Origin of the sequence: Lautropia dentalis (assembly GCF_003892345.1) — a bacterium.
In the GTDB taxonomy this organism is placed as follows: domain Bacteria; phylum Pseudomonadota; class Gammaproteobacteria; order Burkholderiales; family Burkholderiaceae_E; genus Lautropia; species Lautropia dentalis.
The window spans coordinates 420,046-441,273 of the sequence record NZ_RRUE01000002.1 but is presented as its reverse complement, the minus strand read 5'-3'; the positions used below and the strand labels follow the sequence as shown (position 1 = coordinate 441,273).

The following is a 21,228-nucleotide window of genomic DNA, read 5'->3' as shown; positions in this document are numbered from 1 at the left end:
CCATTAGTTGTATTTATGTTGCATTCGTGTGCAGATTTGTTGTTGGGTTTCCTGGGAGCAAGGAACTAGGGGAGCCCTGACCTCCGAATCGCAGATGCTCAGGGTGCTCAGCGCAAACTTGATGCCTTGGGGGTTTGGCTCCTGCTCCAGGCATGCTTGAAGGGGTGCCAGGGTAGCGGATAGTTCCCGGGCTTCGATGTGCTTGCCTTCTGCAAGCAGGTTGTGGATTTTCTGGATTGTTTTCGGGTACAGATTGGTCAGTACCGATACGGTCCCCTTACAGCCGCTCTCAATCATGAAGGGAGTGGCAGCGTCATCGCCACAAAGTGCGATGAAGCTGCTTTGGGTGGCGTCAAGGACCTGTCGGATGCGGTCGGCGTTGTCCGCTGATTCCTTGATCCCCTGAATGACTCCGCATTCGGAGAGCTGGCTTATGACGGCCAGGGATACGTTGGTGCCCGTTCTTTTCGGGATGTTGTACATCAGCAGCGGCAAGGTGCTACGCTGGGCGATGTATTGGTAGTGCTGGATGATGCCTGCGTCGTTTGGGCGCAGATAAGGCGGAACGGTCACCATGAGCCCGTCAATGCCAGTCTGCTCCAGGGCTTGAGCCAGCATGGCGGCCTGGCTGGAGGATGGGTGGCATAAGCCTGCCACGACACAGATGTGTTGAGGGGTTATCGTTCTGACGCGTCTTGCGAGGTGCAGCAGCTCTTCTGGTTGAAGCAGGATGCCTTCGCCGGTGCTGCCGGCAATGACGATGCCGGTGCAGTGTGCGTCGACAAATCGCCCGATCAGGACGTTAAGGGCGCGGTCGTCAATCGTGTTGTTGCGCCACGGCGTGACCAGTGCCGGGATGGCTCCGCGCAAGCCGTGTTGCAGGGTCTCGATTTTTCTGCTGTGCATGGCTAGGACTCCTCCTTCGTCATGTCGCCATTGTGGATTAGGGGGCGAAGGAGGAACAGATACAGATGAGCGCGATTTTTCCGTACAGCGCTGTTTCGGGGGACTGAACAGATACTCGCGGGTGGCGCATCCCCGCGTCGGGATCAAGTTCATACCGCTTTCATGCCGGCCCGTTTCGCCGTGCCGGAGCATCCCGTTTCGGCGGGCGTCAACCTGCTGGGCGGGTTCAGCGGGGTGTCAGGGCGTGGTGGGCGCAGTCGCTGAGGTTGCGCAGGGCGCGGGCCACGTCGGGGGTGAGGGCGCGGCCCAGGCAGAGGCGGATGGCGGTGGTGGGGCGGGCATCAGGGTAGAAGATGCCGGAGGGGCCGATGGGGCAGCCCAGCTGGCGGGCGCTTTCCTGCAGGGTGGGTAGGTGGGTGCCGGCGGGCAGTTGTAGCCAGTGGATGAAGCCGCCGGGCGGGGGCTGGTAGCGGGTGCCGGCGGGGAAGTGGTTTTCTACCAGGTGCTGCAGGAAGCGGGTGTTGTCGGCCAGGCGTTGGCGCAGGGTGCTGATGTGGGGCGGCAGGTAGCCGCGTGCCAGAAACTCGGTCAGCACGGCCTGGGCGAGGCCGGAGACGGAGAGGTTGCGGGAAAACATCTGCGCGAGGATGGCGGTGCGGTGGCGGCCGGGCACGCACCAGCCGACGCGGTAGCCGGGGGTGAGCGTCTTGGAGAACGAGGCGCAGTGGATGGTGTTGTCGGGCAGCCAGTGCTTGATGGCGGGCGTGGTGCGTGTGGGGGGCCTGCGTGTGGGGGATGGGCGGTCGTTCGTGGTTGTGTGGGCGCGGGGCTGTGTGGAGGCGGTGTCTGCGCGATGCGGCTCGGTGGCCCTGCCGGGGGCGCTGTTGGCGTGCCGGGCGGTAGGGGTAGGGCGGGTGCTCGGAGCGCCGGTGAGGTCGTCATCGGCCGGTGCCAGGTCGTGGAACACGTCGTCCTCGATGACGGGGATGCCGGCGGCTTCGGCCAGGGTGGCCAGCTGCTGGCGGGCGGCGGCTGGCATCACGAAGCCCAGCGGGTTGTGCAGCGTGGGGTTGAGGAAGATGGCGTCGACGTGACCCTGGCGGATGGCGGCGTGCAGCTGGGTGAGCGAGATACCGGTGCACGGATCAGTCCGGATGGGCACGGCCTTCATGCTGAGGCGCTCAATGACCTGCAGGATGCCGTAGTAGGTGGGGCATTCGATGGCGATGCGGGCACCGGGCGGGACGGCAGCGGTCAGGGCCAGTTCCATGGCCACGCTGTCGCCGGAGGTGATGAGGATGTCATCGGGGCTGCAGGGCACGCCGCGCGCCAGCATGAGCGCGGCGATGTGACGGCGCAGGCGGGGTAGACCGGGCGGTGGCACGAAGCCATGAAGTTCGTGGCCGTACTGCCGGGCCACCGTGGCCAGGCAGCGCTTGAGCTGCACGTGTGGGGTGAGTTCGTCGGCCAGCACGGCCGAGCTGAAGGCGAGGTGGCCGGGCTGCACGGCTTGCGAGAGCATCTGCACGACGGCCTGGTCGACGCGCACGGTGAGGGCGCTGAAATCTACTGCCTCATCATCCGGGTGGGCACGGGCCGACACGAGGATGCCGGCGCGGGGTACGGTGTGCACACGCGCTTCGGATTCGAGTGCGGCCAGCGCGCGCTGGACAGTGCCCAGGCTGGTGTCGAACAGCCGGGCCAGGGCGCGCACCGAGGGCAGGCGGGTGCCTTCGGACCAGATATCGCCATCGATCTGGCGGATGATCCAGTCGTGCACGTCCTGCCAGCGGTGGCGGCCGGGGGATGCGGATAGGGGTGGGGTGTGCATGGTGCCGTCTGCGTGCGTGGGGCGCCGGGCAGTGGGGTCTCTTTGGGGGCTCTGAACCGGCCATGCGGCTATGTTCAGCGGATTTCCGGCAAGAGTACTACAGCCAGGGCGTCAGCCCCGGGTGTCCGCCTTTTCCACCGCCTCATCCATCAGCATCAGCACCCGCGCAGCATCATCCCGCACCTGAATGGCAATGTTGGTGGACGCATCCAGCCGGCGCAGCAGCCAGGGCGTCACTTCGGTTTCGAAGGGGTCGGGCAGGGTGATCCCGCCGCTCAGGGTGCCCGCCGGGGCGCCGTCGGTGGTGGGCGCCACGGGCAGCGAGCCCAGCTTGCGTTCGATGCGGTCGATGGCGTTTTCCAGGGCGGCGGTGGCTTCTTCGAGGTTCAGGCGGTCACGGCGCAGCACCAGCAGCGTCTTCACGGCACTCAGCTGGGCCAGCAGCTGGTAGCAGTGGATCTGCATGTGCTGCAGCGCTTCCACCGGGGGGCGCACGGCACGGGGTTCGGACAGCGAGCGCTGGGTGGCCTGCACGAGGGCCGACAGGCTGTCGAAGGCTTCGCGGCGGGCCAGACGCCATTCCAGTTCGGGGGCGATTTCGACGGTCTTGAGCTGTTCCGGGTCCAGTGCCAGTTTGGCGTGGCGGATCTGGGCATCGATGGTGCGCCGCACCACGGCAGGGATCTGGCCGCGTTCCCAGGAGGGCAGGATGTAGCAGTAGACCCAGGCGATGGCGGCGCCGATGAGGGTGTCGGCCACGCGCTCGAATAGGGTGAAGCTGGCCTGGTCGTGGCCGTAGGCGAGCATGTGGGCCTGCAGCAGGCCCAGGATGGCCCCGAACACGGAGGTGACCAGATAACGACGTGAGGAAAAGCCGTGGGCGCCGCACTGGGCGATGGTCATGATGGCCACGAGAACACCGGCGCTGGGGTCGCCGGCCAGGATGGCCATGGTGATGATGCAGCCGATGAGGGTGCCGCCTACCCGCTGGTTGCGGCGCTCCAGGGTTTGCGAAAGGCTGCCGCGCAGGACGACGGCGATGGTGAGCAGGATCCAGTACGAATGGGTACCGCCCCAGGGCAGGTAGATGGAGGCGGCGTAGCCGCTGCCCATGGCGAGTGCTGCGCGGATGGCGTGGCGAAGCTGGGGGGTTTTCCAGCTCCAGACGGAGAGGATGGGGCCGAGCGACCAGCTGGTGGGACTGACGAACATCTGCCAGTGGCGGCGCACGACGGCCAGGTTGGGGGGCAGTTCGCCGCGGGCGGTGCGCGACAGGCGCAGGACTTCGTCGTTGATGTGGCCGATGCGGTGGGCCATGCCGCGCACGAGCATGGCGGGGGTGGGGCCGAGCATCAGGCTGTCCTGTTCGGAGTCGTGGGCCGAGCGGATGGTGGCAATGCGGGTGCGGCGGTCGATGGCCGGCCGCGGTTTGAGGCCGAGGAAGAGGCTGTCGGCCATGTCGTCGACTTCGGCGGCCAGTTCGTCCAGCACGGCGCGCATCTGGGCCAGGGCGTGGCGGTGGCGGGGGTGGCTGCGCAGGGTGTCCAGTTCCAGTTCACTGGCCAGCAGCTGGTCGCGGATGTCGAAGGTGATGACGAGCATGCCGGCAATGCGCTGCCGGAACGGGGTGCGGGGCGATTCGAGCACGAGGTCGCGGGTGGCCTGCATCTGCTCGGCCAGGGCGGCCTGGGCCTTGAGGAGCTTGCCGAGCATGGCGTCCTGCTCTTCCTGGCTGTTCTTCTCGCCGATGTGCTGGAACTGGCTGGCTTCGACGCGGATGAGATTGGCCAGCGACAGCAGCACGTCGGCCATGGCCAGTGCCCGGTAGCGGGCATTGAGGATGAGGTTCCAGAGGGTGGCCCATAGGACGAAGATGCAGGCACCGATGCCGAAGTAGAGGGTGTTGATGAGGGGGGGCTCGGTGGTGCCGGACTGGTTGGTGGCCACCGAGAAGATGGCGGTGAACATCATGCCCATGGCCACCGGGACCCCCCGTTTGCCCCAAGCCATGGCCAGGAAGGACATGAAGGAGAACAGGGTGATGACGATGAGCTGTTCGAGGTGGCGTCCGTTGAGGCTCTGGACGGCCCAGAAGACGGGCAGGCCGAAGATGACGGAGGGCAGCATGGCGCGGAACTTGCCGCGCCGGGGGCCGACGACATCCGGCGGGGTTGTGGCGATGACGCCGGTCGTGGCCAGTGCCGAGGCATAGGGTCCCAGCCAGAGGTCGACGACGATCGAGACGAACAGAAAGCCCAGACCGGCGGTGATGCCGTTGGTGACGTAGTGGCTGAGCAGGACGCGCAGGGAGGCACGGCTGCCGGGAGAGAGTTTGAGGCGGCGCATGGTGGGTACCCGTTGTCGCCCGATTTTACTGGGCTTGGTGAGGGGCGGCGTGATGGGGTGTGGTGGGGGCTATGCTTTGTGCGGGTGAGGAACGGGTAGGGCGTGTGGTGTCATGTCTGCCGCCGGGGTGGGGGCTCGCATGAAGGGATGTAGTGGTATGTACGCGGACGGGATGACCGGGGGCTTGAGGTTCGGCCATGCCGGTGGCATATGATGCTTCTTTTGATCCTGCGAATGAGGAATATCGGTCATGGCCATTGCGCATGTATTGAAACCGGCACCGGCACAAGGGGCGGCCCAGCTGTTTCTGCTGTTCAGTGATGCGGGGCAGCCGTGGCAGGGCATGCGGCCGCTGGGCGAGAAGCTGGCGGCGGCATTCGAATCGGCCGCCATCGTGGTGCTGCAGGGGCCGTATGCGGTGGGTGAGGGCGGAGCGTGGCTGTCACCACTGGCTGGGCTGGAGCGGCAGGGGGCGGCCGCCGATGCAGCGGAGTCCGGTGCGTCGCTGGCGCCAGGCGAGCATGCAGCGCCTGCGGATACGGTGACTGCGGCTGGGACAGGGGCCGCGGCTGTGGCTGGTGTCGGGGTTGGCGCTGGTGTCGGGGCTGCGCAGGGCGGTGCCGTGATGCCCGGTTCTTCTGCGGCCGTGGGGGCGATGTCTGCTGTGCCGTCGGGTCAGGATGCATCCTTTTCGGCAACGGCACTGCTGGACAGGATGAGTGAGGAATCACTCACACGTGCCGTGGATCTGGCGTTGCCGGGGTGTCTGGGCAGTATCCGGGCCTGGCAGGCGAAGATGAAGGTGCTGCCGGAGGCAACCGCCCTGATCGGGCAGGGCGAGGGGGCGACGATGGCGCTGGCGGCTGCCCTGGCCACGATGGAGGATGGTCATCCGGTGTGTGGCCGGGTGAGCGTGGTGGGTGGTCGCTATGCGGCGGTGCCCGAGGTGGTGTCGCCGGCGCTGGTGCTGCATTTCCTGCACGGCAAGGCCGATACGACGGTGCATTTCGGCCACACGGTGCGGGCGGCCGAGCAGCTGGTGAAGCAGGATGCCGACGTGGTGGCCGATATCGTGCCGCATGAGGGCAGCGGGCTGAGCGACGAGATGACGGGCTGGCTGCTGGACCGTTTTCGCACGCGGGTGCCGCGTCATCTGTGGCAGGCAGCGATGCGGGTGCAGGGGGCGGATCCGGACAGCTGCAGTTGAGGTCGGCCGGTACGGGTGACGCCTCCTGCAGTGGGCATGTGGGATCTGCCCATGGATAAAGGATAGTGTCGCCGCTGAACGGGGGTGAGCAGTGGCCGTACGGGGCATGTCGTTCTGCCCGAGAAAAAGGCCCCGCCGGAAGCTAACCGGACGGGGCTTTTTCTCGGGAGGCTCAGGGCCTATGGAGCGAGGCTGTCAACCTGTCAGCCCCTCCAGCCTTTCTGCGTCTGCCGGACACCGGACACCGGACACCGGACACCGGACACCGGACACCGGACACCGGACACCGGACAGCCGACAGCCGACAGCCGACAGCCAGATCAACCGGCGTCCCGAACTTCCTCGGCCACTTCGTAGAACGTCTGGCGCACCGCGGCCGAAGGCGGCGGGGTGAGCACGCTGGTGATGACGATGGCGATGGTGGCGAAGATGAAGCCGGGGATGATTTCATAGACGCCTGCGAGGGTGTCGAAGCCCATGCCGGCCCAGTCGGTCTTCTTCCAGATGATGACGGCGGCGGCACCGATGATCATGCCGGCCAGCGCACCCTGGCGGTTCATGCGCGGCCACAGCAGCGACAGCAGCACGACCGGACCGAAGGCGGCACCGAAGCCGGCCCAGGCGTAGCTGACGAGGCCGAGCACTTCGCTGTCGGGATCACGAGCCAGCCAGATGGCCACCACCGAGACCAGCAGCACCATGGCGCGGCCGAGCCAGACCAGTTCCAGGTCGGAGGCGCCGCGACGCACGAAGGTTTTGTACAGATCCTGGGTGAGGGCGCTGGAGCAGACCAGCAGCTGGCAGGACAGGGTACTCATCACTGCGGCCAGAATGGCGGCCAGCAGCAGGCCGGCAATCCAGGGGTTGAACAGCAGGCGGGAGGTTTCGATGAAGACCGTCTCGTTGCTGGCGGTGACCTGGGCGGCCTGTTCGGGGTGGGTGCCGAAGTAGGCAATGCCAAAGAAGCCCACGGCGACCGAGCCGAGCAGGCACAGGATCATCCAGGTCATGGAGATGCGGCGGGCGTTGGGAATGGTCTTGATGGATTCGGCAGCCATGAAGCGCACGAGGATGTGCGGCTGGCCGAAGTAACCCAGCCCCCAGGCGGCCAGCGACAGGATGGCCAGCAGGTCGAGGTTGCCCATCAGGCTGGTGGCGCCGGGCTGCAGGTTCTCGATCACCTCCAGGCTGCTGGAGACGCCACCTTCGGAGTAGATGACCATCAGCGGCGCAATGATGAGCGCGAGGATCATCAACGATGCCTGGATGGTGTCGGTCCAGCTGACGGCCAGGAAGCCGCCGATGAACACGTAGGCGATGGTGCAGAAGGCACCCACCCAGAGGGCCACGCCGTAAGGCATGCCGAACATGCTCTGGAACAGCTTGGCGCCGGCCACGACGCCGGAGGCGCAGTAGAGGGTGAAGAAGATCAGGATGACCACCGCCGTGATGATGCGCAGGATGTTGCTGGTGTCTTCGAAGCGGTTGGTGAAGTAGTCGGGCATGGTGAGGGCGTTGCCGACCTTTTCGGTATAGACGCGCAGGCGACCGGCGACGAAGTACCAGTTTGCCCAGGCACCGATGGTCAGACCGATGGCGATCCACGACTCGGACAGGCCACTGGCGTATACGGCGCCGGGCAGGCCCATCAGCAGCCAGCCACTCATGTCGGAGGCGCCGGCGGACAGTGCGGTCACGAAACTGCCCAGGCTGCGGCCGCCCAGGATGTAGTCGGACAGGTTGCTGGTGGCCCGGTAGCCGAGCCAGCCGATCAGCAGCATGCCGACCAGGTAGATGGCAAACATGATGGTGGTTGCCGTATCTGCGGGGGTCATCAGACCGTCTCCTCTCGTTGCGTGGTGTATGGATATTCAGCGGAACGCGGATTCTAAGAGCGTTTTCTTTTCCCTTGATGGGTATGGGGTTTATGGGATAGGTGCAAAACCCCGATTTTTGGGTGCTTTTGCGGGAAGATAAGGGGGATATGACGCAATAATGGACGGCGCCTTGGGGTTTGCCCGTAGAGCGCCTCATGAACGCATGCGTTTGGTGCCGGTGCCGGCCGGGAACCGGCTGGGGGCGGCAAGCTGCCTGGCCGCCCGGGGATCAGCCCCGGCCGGAGTCAGATCCAGCCCAGCGTGTTGGCAAAGACCAGCAGGATGGCCAGGGGGGCCAGCCAGCGCAGGGTATTGAGCCACAGCAGGATGATGGCCTGTGGCACGTCGCTGCCCTCGCGCATGTGTTCGAGCACGGTGGCCCGCTGCTGGACCCAGCCGACGAAGATGGAGACGGCCAGCGCGCTGAACGGCATGATCAGGGCGGTGATCATGAAGTCCCACAGGTCGAACAGGGTCTTGCCGAAGAAGGTCATGTCCGACAGGACGCCGAACGACAGCGCGGACGGGATGCCGACGATGAAGATGGCGATGCCGATGACCCAGGTACGGCTGGTGCGTTTGCTTTCGTCTTCGCGGATGATGGCGGCAATCACGGTTTCGAGCATCGAGAAGGCCGAGGTGAGGGTGGCAAACACCACCAGCAGCATGAAGACGGCAAAGAGCAGGGTGCCGAAGGGCATGTGCATGAACACCGCCGGCAGCACCACGAAGATCAGGCCCGGGCCTTCGCTGGGCTGGAAGCCGAAGGCGAACACGGCCGGGAAGATCACCAGGCCGGCCAGCAGCGAGACCAGCAGGTTCATCCACATGATGGAATTGCCGGAGCGGAACAGGTCATGCTCGCGGTCCAGGTAGGCCGCGTAGGTGATCATGGTCGAGACGCCGATGCTGAGCGCAAAGAACGCCTGGCCCAGTGCGGTCAGCATGGTCTGCGATGTGACCTCGGACAGATCGGGCTTGAGCAGGAAGGTCACGCCTGCCATGGCGTTGGGCAGGGTGAGCGAACGGATGGCCAGCAGAAGGAACAGGATGAACAGCGCCGGCATCAGGTAGCGGTTGGCCTTCTCGATGCCGTCGGAGATGCCGCTCTTGACCACCCAGATGGTCATCAGCATGAAGAGACCCTGATAGGCAATCGAGCCCCAGGGGCTGGCGATGGTGGCGTTGAAGAGTTCCTTGAAGTCGGCACCGGTGTGGATGGCGCCGGTGAAGGCATGCACCACGTAGTTGAGCACCCAGCCGCCCACCACGCTGTAGAACGACAGCAGGATGAAGCAGGCAAAGACGCCCAGCCGGCCGATCCAGGGCCACAGGGTGCCCGGGGCGAGCGTCTTGAAGGAGTCGATGGCGTTCTTGCCGCTCTTGCGCCCGATGTAGAACTCGGCCAGCTGCACCGGCATGGCGATCAGGATGGTGAACAGCAGAAACAGCAGGAAGAAGACGGCACCTCCGTTGGTGCCGGCGGTGTAGGGGAACTTCCAGATCGCCCCCAGCCCGATGGCCGACCCTGCGGCAGAGAGGATGAACCCGATCTTGGAAGACCATGACGCCGGTGTTTTCATGTGGAGCTACCGCCTGGAGCTGAAGTCTGCTGGCGCCGGAATGCGCCTTGAAAGAATAGAAGCGGATTGTAGCGGGATGTACTACAGGTACGTGTCTGACTCTTCTGGGGTGATCGTCTGATTCTTCTGGGGTGGCTGCCTGCCGGTGAACGTGTTACGAAGTTGCGCCTGTACTGAGCGAACGATGCCGGCGGTGTTGTGTACTGTGTGTGTCGGTGTGACTGGGCACGGGCAGGAAAGTGCGAAATGGGGGGGCGGGCAGTATGCGGGGCGAAGATATGAAGGGTTGGGGAGAAGGTGTGAAGGCTGCAGGGGCGATCGGGGCTGTCATGCTTGCCAGAAGGCGTATGCTGGCAAGCGTGCCGTGCCGTGTCCTGCCGTGTCGCAGCGGTCCGGGATATATTGCTCTGGATGATGACTGTCGATGCCCCAGGGGATGGCGCGAAGAACCGCCTTGAGAAGTCGTTCCGGCGGCTTGATATGAACGGAAGGCCAGCGCGTGTCATGGATTGATTCGTCCTCGCACTGGTTCCGAATCCGTGTGCTGACACGGCGCACTGCGCAGGCAAGGCGGGCTATCCGGCACAGGTGTCGGGTGATGGTGGTGGCTCCCCGCGCCAGTTGATCCTTCTGGCTGGTAGAGGGGGGTCTGGGCGACCGTTTCCCCGAATCTGGCCTCGCAGCTTGTTCGTGCATTTGTAATTATGCAGTAATTACATGTGGTTGTTCGTGAAGTGGGTTTTGTTTTGCGGCGCACAATCCTTTTCAGACTCCAGGTTCGAATGGAGACTGGGTTCGTGTGTCTGCAGGTGATTTTGTGGTGTATCGATTTGTATCGGTCGTGGTGTGCCTGTGGAACAGGCAGGCTGGCCGGATGGAATGAATGATCATGAATGCAGAAGATCGGCGTGAACAGAATGGAACGGCAGCTCCGGCGGCGGGAGCCTCTCCCGTGACAGGAGGTGCTGGTGCGGGTTCTCCTGGGGCCAGTGCAGTGCAGTCCCAGACAGCCAGCGCCGGGCAGGCCGCAGGCCAGACCCTGGTGCTGCCGATCGAGGGCATGAGCTGCGCATCCTGTGTGCGTCGTGTGGAGATGGGGCTGGCGAAGGTGCCGGGGGTGGCCCAGGTGGCGGTCAACCTTGCCACCGAAAAGGCCACTGTCACGCTGGCCGAACCCGTGCCGCCCGAACAGCTGGTGCAGGCCGTGCAGAAGCTGGGCTACGAGGTGCCGCAGAGCACGGTGGTGCTGCAGGTGGACGACATGAGCTGCGCTTCCTGCGTGGGTCGGGTGGAACGGGCGCTGAAGGCGGTGCCGGGTGTGGCCTCGGCCAGTGTGAACCTGGCTACCGAGCGGGCGACGGTCACGGGCGTGGCGCCGGTGGAGACGCTGCTGGCTGCGGCCGACAGGGCGGGTTATCCGGCACAGGTGCTGGATGATGGCAGCGGGGTAGCCGATGCCGGTTTCGATGTCGGCGGGGACGCCGGTGTGGATGCTGCTTCGGCGGGGGCCGGGCAGAACCCGGCAACGCATGCCGCAGGTGCACTGGGTACAGCGGGTGCAACGCCGGGTGCTGGCGGTGGAGCCGGCGCTGCAGGAGGGGCGAAGGCAGCAGGAGGGGCGGGCGCAGCAGGGGGGAGCGCCCGGGCGAGCGGCCAGGTATCCGGCGCAGCGCGCAAGCCGCTCTCCCGCGAGGACCGCAAGGCGGCCGAACAGCGGGCGCTGTGGCGTGACCTGTGGATCGCTGCGGCACTGGCACTGCCGGTGTTCCTGCTGGAAATGGGCGGGCACGTGGTGCCGGCCTTCCATCACTGGGTGGCACACACCATCGGCACACAGAACAGCTGGTACCTGCAGTTCGTGCTGACTACGCTGGTGCTGTTCGTGCCCGGCCTGCGCTTCTATAAGAAGGGCATTCCGGCTCTGCTGCACGGGGCGCCCGACATGAACTCGCTGGTGGCCATGGGCACGCTGGCGGCCTGGGGCTTTTCGGTGGTGGCTACCTTCCTGCCCGGCCTGCTGCCGGCGGGCACCGTGAATGTCTATTACGAAGCGGCGGCGGTGATCGTCGTGCTGATTCTGGTGGGGCGTTTTCTGGAGGCGCGTGCCAAGGGGCGCACGTCCGAGGCCATCCAGCGGCTGGCGCGGCTGCAGGCGCATACCGCCCATCTGCGGCGTGACGGGGCGGTGGTGGATGTGCCACTGGCCCAGGTGCGGCTGCAGGATGTGGTGGAAGTGCGCCCCGGCGAACGGGTGCCGGTGGATGGCGAGGTGATCGAAGGCACCAGCTATGTGGATGAATCGATGATCACCGGCGAACCGGTGCCGGTGGCCAAAACGGCCGGCAGCACGGTGGTGGGCGGCACGGTCAACCAGACCGGTGCCTTCACGGTGCGGGCTACGGCGGTGGGTGGCCAGACGGTGCTGGCGCAGATCATCCGGATGGTGGAGTCGGCACAGGGCGCCAAGCTGCCCATCCAGACCCTGGTGGATCGCGTGACGATGTGGTTCGTGCCGGCAGTCATGACGGCGGCACTGGTCACCTTCATCGTCTGGATGGTGTTCGGCCCGGCGCCGGCGCTGGGACTGGCGCTGGTGAATGCGGTGGCGGTGATGATCATCGCCTGCCCGTGCGCGATGGGGCTGGCCACGCCGACCTCGATCATGGTGGGTATTGGCCGGGGTGCCGAGCTGGGCGTGTTGTTTCGCAAGGGCGAGGCGCTGCAGCTGCTCAAGGATGCGAAGGTGGTGGCCGTGGACAAGACAGGGACGCTCACCGAGGGCAAGCCGGCCCTGACCGACCTGCTGGTACAGCCAGGCTTCGACCGGGCACAGGTGCTGGCACAGGTGGCGGCGCTGGAATCGCGTTCCGAGCACCCCATTGCCCGGGCACTGGTGGCGGCTGCAGAGGCCGAGGGGCTGATGCTGCCGGCCGTGAGCGATTTCGAGTCACTGACGGGGCTGGGGGTGACGGCCCGGGTTGGCGGTGTTCCGGACGGCCATGTGGCGCCTGCGGGTGCTGTTTCGGCCGAAGCCGCTTCGTCTGCCGGAGTTGCATCTGTCGGGGCCGCACCTGCCGGCGTTGCGCCTGCGGCGGATTCTTCCTCTGCGGCCGGCGTGGCGGAACGCGTGGGCAGTGAGGCACCTGTGGCGGGGGCTTCGGTTCTGGTCGCCGTGGGGGCTGACCGCTACATGCAGACGCTGGGGGTGGACGTGAGTCCCTTTGCTGCCGAAGCGCAGAAGCTGGGCGAGGAAGGCAAATCGCCGCTTTATGTAGCGATCGGCGGGCAACTGGCTGCCATCGTGGCGGTATCGGACCCGATCAAGTCAACCACGACCGCCGCCATCCGCACGCTGCACGAACAGGGCCTGAAGGTGGCGATGATCACCGGCGACAACGCCCGTACCGCCCAGGCCATTGCCCGGCAGCTGGGCATCGACGATGTGGTGGCCGAGGTACTGCCGGCCGGCAAGGTGGACGCGGTCAAGCGCCTGCAGCAGCGTTACGGTGCCGTGGCCTATGTGGGCGATGGCATCAACGATGCCCCGGCGCTGGCGCAGGCCGAGGTGGGTGTGGCCATCGGCACCGGCACGGACGTGGCCATCGAGGCTGCCGACGTGGTGCTGATGTCCGGCAGCCTGCAGGGGGTGCCGACCGCCATCGGGCTGTCGCGGGCAACCATCGGCAACATCCGCGAGAACCTGTTCTGGGCCTTCGCGTACAACACGGCGCTGATTCCGATTGCGGCCGGCGCGCTGTATCCGGCCTTCGGCATCCTGCTGTCGCCGATGCTGGGTGCGGCGGCCATGGCGCTGTCCAGCGTGTTCGTGCTGGGCAATGCGCTGCGGTTGCGGCGGTTTGCGGTGGCGGCTGGATGAACGCGGGAATGCCTTGAGGGAATGTGTTGAACATGAGTATGGACAGGCCACGCCTCGTCGTGGGCATCAGCGGCGCCAGTGGTTTTCAGTACGGGTTGAAGGCGCTGCAGCTGCTGCGGGCGGTGGGCGGTGTGGAGGTGCATCTGGTGCTGTCGAAGGGTGCCGAGATGACCCGTGCGATGGAAACCGCCATCACCCGTGACGAGGTGCAGGCCCTGGCGGACGTGGTGCACCCGGTGCAGAACCTGGGGGCCAGCATTTCCAGCGGATCGTTCCGTACGCTGGGCATGCTGGTGGCCCCCTGCTCGATGCGCTCGCTGGCCGCCATGGCCCAGGGCTTGGGCGACAACCTGCTGACCCGCGCTGCCGATGTGGTGCTGAAGGAGCGTCGCCGGCTGGTGCTGATGGTGCGCGAAGCACCGCTCAATCTGGCTCACCTCGACAACATGCGCCGCGTGACGGAGATGGGGGGTGTGATCTTCCCGCCGGTGCCTGCTTTCTATGCACAGCCGCAGACGGTCGATGACATCGTGACGCACAGCGTGGCCCGGGCACTGGACCTGTTCGGCATCGATGTGCCGGCGCTGCCGCGATGGGATGGTGGGCGGATGGCGCATCAGGGTCCGGCGGAATCGCCGGGAAGCGTGGGTCGATGTCAGTGATGGGGCCAGGGATCGACCGTTGTCCGGATGCTTCCGGGTAGACAGGTACAGAGGTCAGGAATCGACATATCGTCCCCAACGTGTCGATTTTTAGTCCGAAATTCGACATGTCAGCCCAGACGTGTCGATTTCGAGCCTGAAAATCGACATATCCGGGGGATCTGTCGATGCAATCGACAGATCAGTGCGCCAGCTCGGCAAACAGCGCATCGTTGATGTAGTAGGTCTCGCGCCCCTGCTTCTCCGGGCGCAGCACGCCCAGGGTGGCCAGTTTCTGCAGGTAGCTCGACGCCGTCTGGCGCTGGGCCAGGCCGGCATCCACCAGAAACTGGATCTTGGTGTAGGGATGGCGGAAGATGACCTCTATCAGATCCTTGCTGTAGATGGAGGGGGCCTCCTGCTGCACACGCTGACGCACCTCCTCCATCAGGGTGCGGATACGGGTCACCTGATCGTGGGTCTGCTGGGCGGTACTGATGATGGCGTCGAGCATGTACAGCACCCAGGGCTCCCATGCCTGCTGTTCGGTCACACCTCGCAGCAGGGCGTAGTACTGCGGCTTGTTTGCCATGATGTAGCGCGACAGGAAAAGCACCGGGATGTCCAGCAACCCGGCCTGCACCAGATACAGCAGGTTGATGATCCGTCCGGTACGGCCATTGCCATCGTCGAAGGGGTGGATGGCCTCGAACTGGTAGTGCATCACGGCCATCTTCACCAGGGGGTCGAAGTCGTCCTCGGCGTGGATGAAGTGCTCCAGATTGCCCAGCTTGTCCCGGATGACGGACTCGCCCACCGGCGGTGTGTAGATGATCTGCCCCGTACCGTCCTTCAGTGCCGTGCCACTGGTGCGTCGCACACCGATGTCCTGCTGTTTGATGATGCGCACGATGTCCACGAACAGGTTGGTGGACAGTGGGCGATCCTTCAGTGCCGCGAAACCGAACTTCAGCGCCTCGCGGTAGCGAAGCACCTCCTTGGTGTGGGGGTCGGTCCTGCCATCGGGGTCGATGTCGGCCTTGTAGAGCGCATCGTTGGTGGTGACGATGTTTTCGATCTCGGAAGACAGTCGCGCCTCCTGCAGTACGATGCTGTTGATCAGCAGGATCTGGTTGGGGATTTGCGCGGCCAGCCCCCGCAGGTTGGCCAGTACCCGGTTGGCTTCGATGGCGCGTTTCAGCACGGCACGGGTTTCCAGCTCTGCGGCAGGGGGCAGGGGCGGAAGGTCGTTGTGGGGAAGAGTGCGGTTGTGAGCCATGGCGGGAACGGATGGTGATGTACTGCCTGGAGGAGGGGCGCGTGCTGTCCGGAGCTGGCCGGGCAGGAATGGTGTCGGCTCGTTATGAACGGGCGCCACGTGTCGAATCCATCGACCTGTGGGCCATGATATGTCGATTCTGAGGCCAGAAATCGACATATCGCCCCCAACGTGTCGATTTTTGGCCCGAAATTCGACATGTCAGCCCCGACGTGTCGATTTTGAGCCCGAAAATCGACATATCCGCTGGATGTGTCGATGCGTTCGACAGGTCAGTTCCGAACCCCGTGCCCGGACAAGGGCTGCGCTATACTGCTCAATTGTTGATTAACGTTACAAATGGAAGGTCCATGGATCATGCTGACAGAGGTCGTGCCGGGCACGACGCTGTGAACAAGTCTGTGGGCAAGCCTATGAATGAATGTGTGGATAACGTTGTGGACAATGTCAGGGGCGTGGGCAGAAGGATGAATGTGGGCAGCAGACCGCATAGGGATTCCGGGCTGAATGTGGGTGGCGGACTGAGTATGGATCGTGGGTTGAATGTGGATGGCGGACTGAACATGGATCGCGGGCCGAATGTGGATGGCGGACTGAACATGGATCCCGGGTTGAATGTGGACGGTGGATTGAATACGGACCGCCGGCAGAACGCAGGCCGGGTACTGATTCTCGATGGCGGCATGGGCCGCGAGCTGCTGCGGCGTGGTGCGCCGTTCCGCCAGCCGGAGTGGGAGTGGTCGGCGCTGGCGCTGACCGAGGCGCCGGATGCCGTACGCGATGCCCATCTGGACTTCATCCGGGCCGGTGCAGAGGTGATCACCGCCAACAGCTATGCGGTCGTACCCTTCCATATTGGTGACCGGTTCGAGCTGGAGGCGCAGACGCTGGCTGCCACGGCTGGCCGCCTGGCCCGGGAAGCGGCCACGCAGAGCGGGCGGGATGTGAAGGTGGCGGGGTCGCTGCCGCCGCTGTTCGGTTCGTATCGTCCGGACCTGTTCGAGGCGGCTCGGGCGCCCATGCTGGCAGCACCGCTGGTGGCGGGGCTGGCGCCGTACGTGGACATCTGGCTGGCCGAGACCATCTCGTCGCTGGCCGAGGCGCGTACCTGGCGGGAGGTGCTGCCCAACGATGGCAAGCCGTTCTGGCTGTCGTTCACGCTGGATGATGCCGTGCCACACGAGGTGCCGGTGCTGCGTTCGGGCGAAACGGTGGCCGAGGCCGCCCGGCTGGCGCTGGACCTGGGGGCCGCCGCGCTGCTCTTCAACTGCAGTGCGCCCGAAATCATGGAAGCGGCCGTGCGCGTGGCCAGGGACATCTGCGGCGACCGGCTGCGGCTGGGCGTATATGCCAACGCGCTGGTCACCGAAGACAACAACAGTGATGATGCCAACGGCGAACTGAGCGGCGTGCGAGAGGATACACAGCCCGAAGCCTATCTGCGTTGGGCACAGACCTGGGTCGCGGCCGGTGCCGACATGGTGGGTGGGTGCTGCGGCATCGGGCCGGAACACATCAGGGAGCTGGCGCAGCACCTTGGCTGAGGCCGTACCCTGCCGGCCTGCAATCCTCCCCTGCAACCTCTGCCCCCTGCAACCAGCCCCCTGCAGCATGCATGGTACCCATGCCCGGAGGGCTGCTGTTTTTTGCGTCCGTATTTTGCGTCCGTACCATCACGGGGTGCGTGCCTGAATGACGCCTCTCCTTCTCTGTCAAACACATCATGAGTGAAAAATCCCGGATCGGCCTGGCCGCACTGACGGCGCTGGTCATCAGCTCGATGATCGGCTCGGGCATCTTCAGCCTGCCGCAGAACATGGCGGCGGTGGCCGGATCGCAGGCTCTGCTGATCGGCTGGCTGATCACCGGCGTGGGCATCATCTTTCTTGGCATCTCCTTTGCCTGTCTGGCCCGGCTGCGTCCCGAACTGGATGGGGGCATCTACACCTATGCCCGCGATGGCTTTGGTGAGCTGATGGGCTTTTTCTCGGCGTGGGGGTACTGGCTGTGCACCACGGTGGGCATCGTCGGCTATCTGGTGGTGGCCTTCGAGGGTATCGGCACCTTTGTCGATGCGCCGGGTGCGGTGGTGTTTGGCAAGGGCAATACGCTGGCCGCCTTCGTGGGCGAATCCGCGGTGGCGTGGCTCGTGTATGCGCTGGTGGCGCGTGGCATCCGGGAAGCGGCCGGGGTGAATCTGGTGGCCACGCTGGTGAAGGTGTTTCCGCTGCTGCTGTTCATCGGCCTGGCGGCGTATTTCTTCAGGCCCGATGTCTTCATGTCCGACTGGACCGGTGCCTCGCTGGCCACGCCCGACAACCCCGACGTGAGTGTGCTGACGCAGGTGAAGAACACCATGCTGATCACGCTGTGGGTGTTCACCGGCATCGAGGGGGCTGCCGTGCTGTCGAAGCACGCCAGAAGCCGTGCCGACGTGGGCCGGGCGACGGTGATCGGCGTGGTGGTGACGCTGGCCATGTATGTGGCCATCACGCTGCTGGCGCAGGGCGTACTGCCGCGGGCCGACATTGCCACGATGGAGAATCCATCGATGGCGGGTGTGCTGGCGTACATGGTGGGTGGCTGGGGCAAGGTGCTGATCACCGTCTGCCTGATGGTGTCGGTGCTGTCCTCCTACCTGAGCTGGACGCTCTATGCCACCGAAATCCCGCATCTGGGGGCGAAGAACGGGGCATTTCCGCCGTCGTTCATCCGGCTCAACAAAAATGAAGTGCCGCACGGCTCGTTGCTGTTCACCACGTTGACGGTGCAGCTGTGCCTGTTCCTGGTCTGGCGTACGGGCAACAGCTACGAAGCGCTGCTGATGATCTCCACGTCGATGATCCTGATTCCCTACCTGCTGGTGGGCGCCTACCTGCTGAAGCTGTCGTTTGCGCAGCGTCTGGCGGTGAAGTACCGGCTCATCGGGGCGGCGGCCACGCTCTATGCGCTGTGGATCGTCTACGCGGCCGGTACCGAGTATCTGCTGTTCTCGGTGCTGCTGTACCTGCCGGGGGTGCTGCTGTTTCTGTATTCGCAGTGGCGGCACCACGGGACGTGGCGGTTCAACGGGTGGGAGAAGGCGGTGCTGGTGGTGCTGGCCGTGCTGGCTGTGCCGGCGGTGAGGCAGGTGGTGGAGAAGTTGTGATGGCCGGTGGGAGTTGGTATCGATTCGAGGGACGAATCTACACCTTGGGAATCGGTATGCCCATGCCTCTATTCCAGTCTTGAACCAATGCAAGCGGAGCCGGCCGCTGCTGTGGCAAGCCGTTCATTGGTTATTACCAGATTGGTGACAGTGTCTTGGTCAACTGATGTTGATGTCCTGGTCCGTTAACAGGGGAGCGGACGTCGTTTGACAGGAGAACAGGGCCTGTTAACAGGGGAGCAGGGACGGTTAGCAAGGGAGCGTGCGTGGTTTAACAGGAGATCCTGAACCGTTAACAGGGGAGCAGATGCCGCTTGGCAACAGCAGTGGGCTGTTAGCAGGGGAGCAGATACGGCTTAACAGGAGAATTGCGGCCTTTGACAGGGGGGCAGGCATGGTCTTGGGAGAACCCTCGTCCTGTCAACAGAACTGTGGCGTACGGGCCTCCTTGTGAGCCATGGCCTGAAAGGGTGGGGGTAACGCGGGGTCGAGTGAGTCCGTGACACGCTCTAGCATGGGTCTGTTGTCATGGCCTTCGTTACCGCCACAGTGCTGTATGCCTGCCGGTCATGGGTTGGCGTTGTAGGAAAGGCGAGCTTCAGCAGGCGTTCTTTGACCAGCGGAGAAAGGTAGCTGTCTCGCAGAAAATCAGGTTTTCGGTTGACCAGCGACGACAGAGCGCCAAGTGTCACATAGTGGTGTGCACAGACCGAAAGCAGGACATCTTTCATGGCCGGTCTTGTCAGCCGCTGCTTCTGGCGTGGTTGCTGGCACAACGATTCCAGGTGCTGTCGCATCAAAGGGGAAAGCGCTGCCAGATCATCGATGACCGGCAGGGGCAATTGATCTGTACACAGTCGGCCATGTTGGTCACGTACCTTTGATGGCTTCGATGGGCGTTGATTCGGGGCGTGTTGTTCCGAGAGGATGAGGGGCTCGTTGGAAACAAGGTTATTGGGGGGCAGCAGGCGCCTTTGCTTTGAGTCCGAACTGCCTGATGCACCAAAAACCGCATCCACCGTCGGTAACCCATGGCCTGGCAGGCAGTAGATTGTCCCACGGCCGGAACCGGTAGCCTGCAGCATGCCTGCCTGGGTGAGCCGTTGCAGCATTCGGGTCAGCTCGACGGGGTGGGCGGACGAGACCGTGGTCAGGCGAGCGTGGCTGATCGTATTCTCGGCAGCAGCAAGGGCCAGCGCCAGCCGTTCGTCGTGACCGAGCTGCTCGAGTTCGTCACCGAACATGACGTGCAGGGCTTCCATCACGTCCTGTGGGAACAGGTCGAGCATGCCCAGTTCCAGGACGGTCTGGTTGAAGGGCGTGTAACTGTCGAACAGTGTCGGGGGCTTCCAGTGCTGCGACTGCCAGCCCTGAAAGATTTTCGGGATACCGGTGCCTGCCTGCTCGCCCAGGCCGACAAGCCGGAACATCTTGTGCAGCGTGCGGTTGCGACAGTCGGCCTCGCCACCCTGAATGGCCGCCTCCACCGGAATGCGCATGGTGCCCGGGTTGCGAAAGCGGAAGGTGCCGGGGCGCTTGACGATCTTCACCGAGGCGCGATCGGTGTAATCGGCATGGACCAGCGTGTTGAGCAGCGCTTCACGCATGGCGGTGTGAACCGGGGTTTCGTTCTGCCGGATGCCATTTTCCAGACGGAAGGGTACCTTCAGGTCTGCGGTAAGCTTCAGGTAGACCTTGCGGAAGAAGTCGTACAGGTTGCCGGACCAGGCGCCATCCAGCGTCAGACGGTCCGACCAGCGCAGTGCGTCGGTAGATTCTGGCTGTTCCTGGTAGTCGAGCATGTAGTAGGGCAAAGCCTCCTGAATGGACGGCATGGTGCCGAACATCAGCAGGCCAGCAACGGTCAGGCCCTGTTCACCCTGCTGGCGATCCTCCCGCCAGCCGCCGATCATCTGCAGGAAGGTTTGATCGTCGAGGTTGGCCCATGGATGATCCGGATTCAGGATGCGGTACACCTGCCGGTAGCCGCGCAGGGTTTCCTGGTCCAGATCCCTCAGGCCGAATTTGTCCAGAATGCGACTGTCCCGGCTGTCTTCCACCCGCTCGGCGATCATGCGTCGCACCTCTTCATCCGGCAGGGGGAAGTCGCCTTCGTTCTGCCGGCGGTAGGTATTGTTGTTGAGCGGGTTCTGCGTCAGGTGAACGGGGCGCTGGCGGCGGGTGGCGCGGGGAATTTCAATGATCAGCAGCGTCTTGCCCGCCACGTCCCATTCCTGAACATTGGCGTTGCCGATGAGGTTGATGCTGACCTTCTGGCGGTTGTTCAGATTGTTGAACAGCTCGGTACGTACCTTGGCCACATTTTCGATGCCCACGGGTTCGAACCGTCCCTGCCGTTCGCGCATGCCCAGAAACACCAGTCCGCCGTCGGTGTTGGCCATGGCACTGTAGGTAGGCCAGAAATCATCTGGTAATGCTCCCTTGCCGTCACGACCGATGGCCAGCTTGCATTCGATCGAAACGGATTCGCGCAGCAGGGGCAAGGTGTCGAGATTGGGGATGTGGAGCATGG

Annotated in this window: 12 protein-coding genes; 5 read left to right on the top strand and 7 right to left on the bottom strand. The window is 64.4% G+C overall.

Going from position 1 to position 21,228, the window contains the following annotated elements; translation table 11 throughout:
- Positions 1–3: 3 nt before the first annotated feature.
- From dapA to EHV23_RS09840, 3 genes are all read right to left on the bottom strand, one after another.
- The gene (gene dapA, locus EHV23_RS09850; protein WP_158615919.1) at positions 4–906 is read right to left on the bottom strand and encodes a 4-hydroxy-tetrahydrodipicolinate synthase; all 903 of its coding nucleotides are present in this window, start codon (positions 904–906) and stop codon (positions 4–6) included.
- 226 nt (positions 907–1,132) lie between these two features.
- Positions 1,133–2,737 carry an aminotransferase-like domain-containing protein gene (locus EHV23_RS09845; RefSeq protein ID WP_125095919.1) on the bottom strand — a complete coding sequence of 535 codons (1,605 nt, stop codon included), beginning with the start codon at positions 2,735–2,737 and terminating at the stop codon, positions 1,133–1,135.
- A 111-nt stretch (positions 2,738–2,848) separates the two neighbouring features.
- Positions 2,849–5,083, bottom strand: coding sequence for an FUSC family protein (locus tag EHV23_RS09840; RefSeq protein WP_125095918.1), 2,235 nt, complete (start codon positions 5,081–5,083; stop codon positions 2,849–2,851).
- Between the two features lie 250 nt (positions 5,084–5,333).
- Between EHV23_RS09840 and EHV23_RS09835 the strand changes: the two genes are divergently transcribed.
- A complete protein-coding gene (locus EHV23_RS09835; RefSeq protein ID WP_125095917.1) occupies positions 5,334–6,290 on the top strand; it encodes an alpha/beta hydrolase family protein in 957 nt (318 codons plus the stop codon).
- A 320-nt stretch (positions 6,291–6,610) separates the two neighbouring features.
- Here the strand turns inward: EHV23_RS09835 and putP are convergent, their stop codons facing one another.
- Positions 6,611–8,125, bottom strand: coding sequence for a sodium/proline symporter PutP (gene putP, locus EHV23_RS09830; RefSeq protein WP_125095916.1), 1,515 nt, complete (start codon positions 8,123–8,125; stop codon positions 6,611–6,613).
- Between the two features lie 287 nt (positions 8,126–8,412).
- Entirely contained in the window at positions 8,413–9,750 is a 1,338-nt protein-coding gene (locus EHV23_RS09825) for a sodium-dependent transporter (protein ID WP_125095915.1), read from the bottom strand.
- Positions 9,751–10,639: 889 nt separating this feature from the next.
- Between EHV23_RS09825 and EHV23_RS09820 the strand changes: the two genes are divergently transcribed.
- Together EHV23_RS09820 and EHV23_RS09815 are read left to right on the top strand one after the other, a co-directional pair.
- Positions 10,640–13,627 carry a heavy metal translocating P-type ATPase gene (locus EHV23_RS09820; RefSeq protein WP_238990416.1) on the top strand — a complete coding sequence of 996 codons (2,988 nt, stop codon included), beginning with the start codon at positions 10,640–10,642 and terminating at the stop codon, positions 13,625–13,627.
- Between the two features lie 32 nt (positions 13,628–13,659).
- Positions 13,660–14,289 (top strand): UbiX family flavin prenyltransferase, encoded by a 630-nt coding sequence (locus tag EHV23_RS09815; RefSeq protein ID WP_420813055.1) that lies wholly within the window; start codon positions 13,660–13,662, stop codon positions 14,287–14,289.
- A 181-nt stretch (positions 14,290–14,470) separates the two neighbouring features.
- On the opposite strand, the gene EHV23_RS09810 is transcribed toward EHV23_RS09815, so the two are convergent.
- A complete protein-coding gene (locus tag EHV23_RS09810; protein ID WP_125095914.1) occupies positions 14,471–15,547 on the bottom strand; it encodes a Fic family protein in 1,077 nt (358 codons plus the stop codon).
- Between the two features lie 563 nt (positions 15,548–16,110).
- On the opposite strand from EHV23_RS09810, the gene EHV23_RS09805 reads away from it, so the two are divergent.
- Together EHV23_RS09805 and EHV23_RS09800 are read left to right on the top strand one after the other, a co-directional pair.
- Positions 16,111–17,091: a homocysteine S-methyltransferase family protein gene (locus tag EHV23_RS09805; RefSeq protein ID WP_238990415.1), complete on the top strand. Its 981-nt coding sequence runs from the start codon at positions 16,111–16,113 to the stop codon at positions 17,089–17,091.
- Positions 17,092–17,270: 179 nt separating this feature from the next.
- Positions 17,271–18,695 carry a basic amino acid/polyamine antiporter gene (locus tag EHV23_RS09800; RefSeq protein WP_125095913.1) on the top strand — a complete coding sequence of 475 codons (1,425 nt, stop codon included), beginning with the start codon at positions 17,271–17,273 and terminating at the stop codon, positions 18,693–18,695.
- Between the two features lie 509 nt (positions 18,696–19,204).
- Here the strand turns inward: EHV23_RS09800 and EHV23_RS09795 are convergent.
- Positions 19,205–21,226, bottom strand: a complete 2,022-nt coding sequence (locus EHV23_RS09795) for an RNA-binding domain-containing protein (protein WP_125095912.1) — start codon at positions 21,224–21,226, stop codon at positions 19,205–19,207.
- Positions 21,227–21,228 lie beyond the last annotated feature (2 nt).